Source organism: Mycobacterium sp. P2_H7, from assembly GCF_056403275.1.
Map to the genome: position 1 here is coordinate 1 of NZ_JBFUFU010000087.1, position 358 is coordinate 358.

A 358-nucleotide genomic window follows, 5' to 3' on the forward strand; every position below is an offset into this window, starting at 1 on the left:
TCCTGGGCTCCGCCCTGAACTACTACTGCCCCGACAAACGCATCCTGCTCGACCAGGTCGCCGAGTCCCAGAAACACTGAACGGAAAAAAACACCATGATGCACAAGACCMTCCGCCTCGGWSTCGCCGCCGCAGCCCTCGCCGGCGCMCTSRCMACCTCCGGCATCGCCTCCGCCGATGCGACCGACGACTACCCCATCCCCAACCGCATCCTCAAAACCCCCTGCACCGCAGAACAGATCATGGCCGCCGCCCGCGATGTGGAACCCGTCTACTACGAGCGCTACATGATCGACTACAACAACAAACCCGCCGGCGACCAACAAGGCGCCCAAGACCGCATCCACTGGTTCTTCTC

1 protein-coding gene is annotated in these 358 nt (G+C 62.7%); it reads left to right on the plus strand.

Features of this window, described 5'->3' with window-relative positions; translation table 11 throughout:
- Positions 1-95 precede the first annotated feature (95 nt).
- The coding region (locus tag AC1DY7_RS31480) for a DUF5078 domain-containing protein (protein WP_477497676.1) at positions 96-358 on the plus strand (263 nt) is incomplete at its 3' end.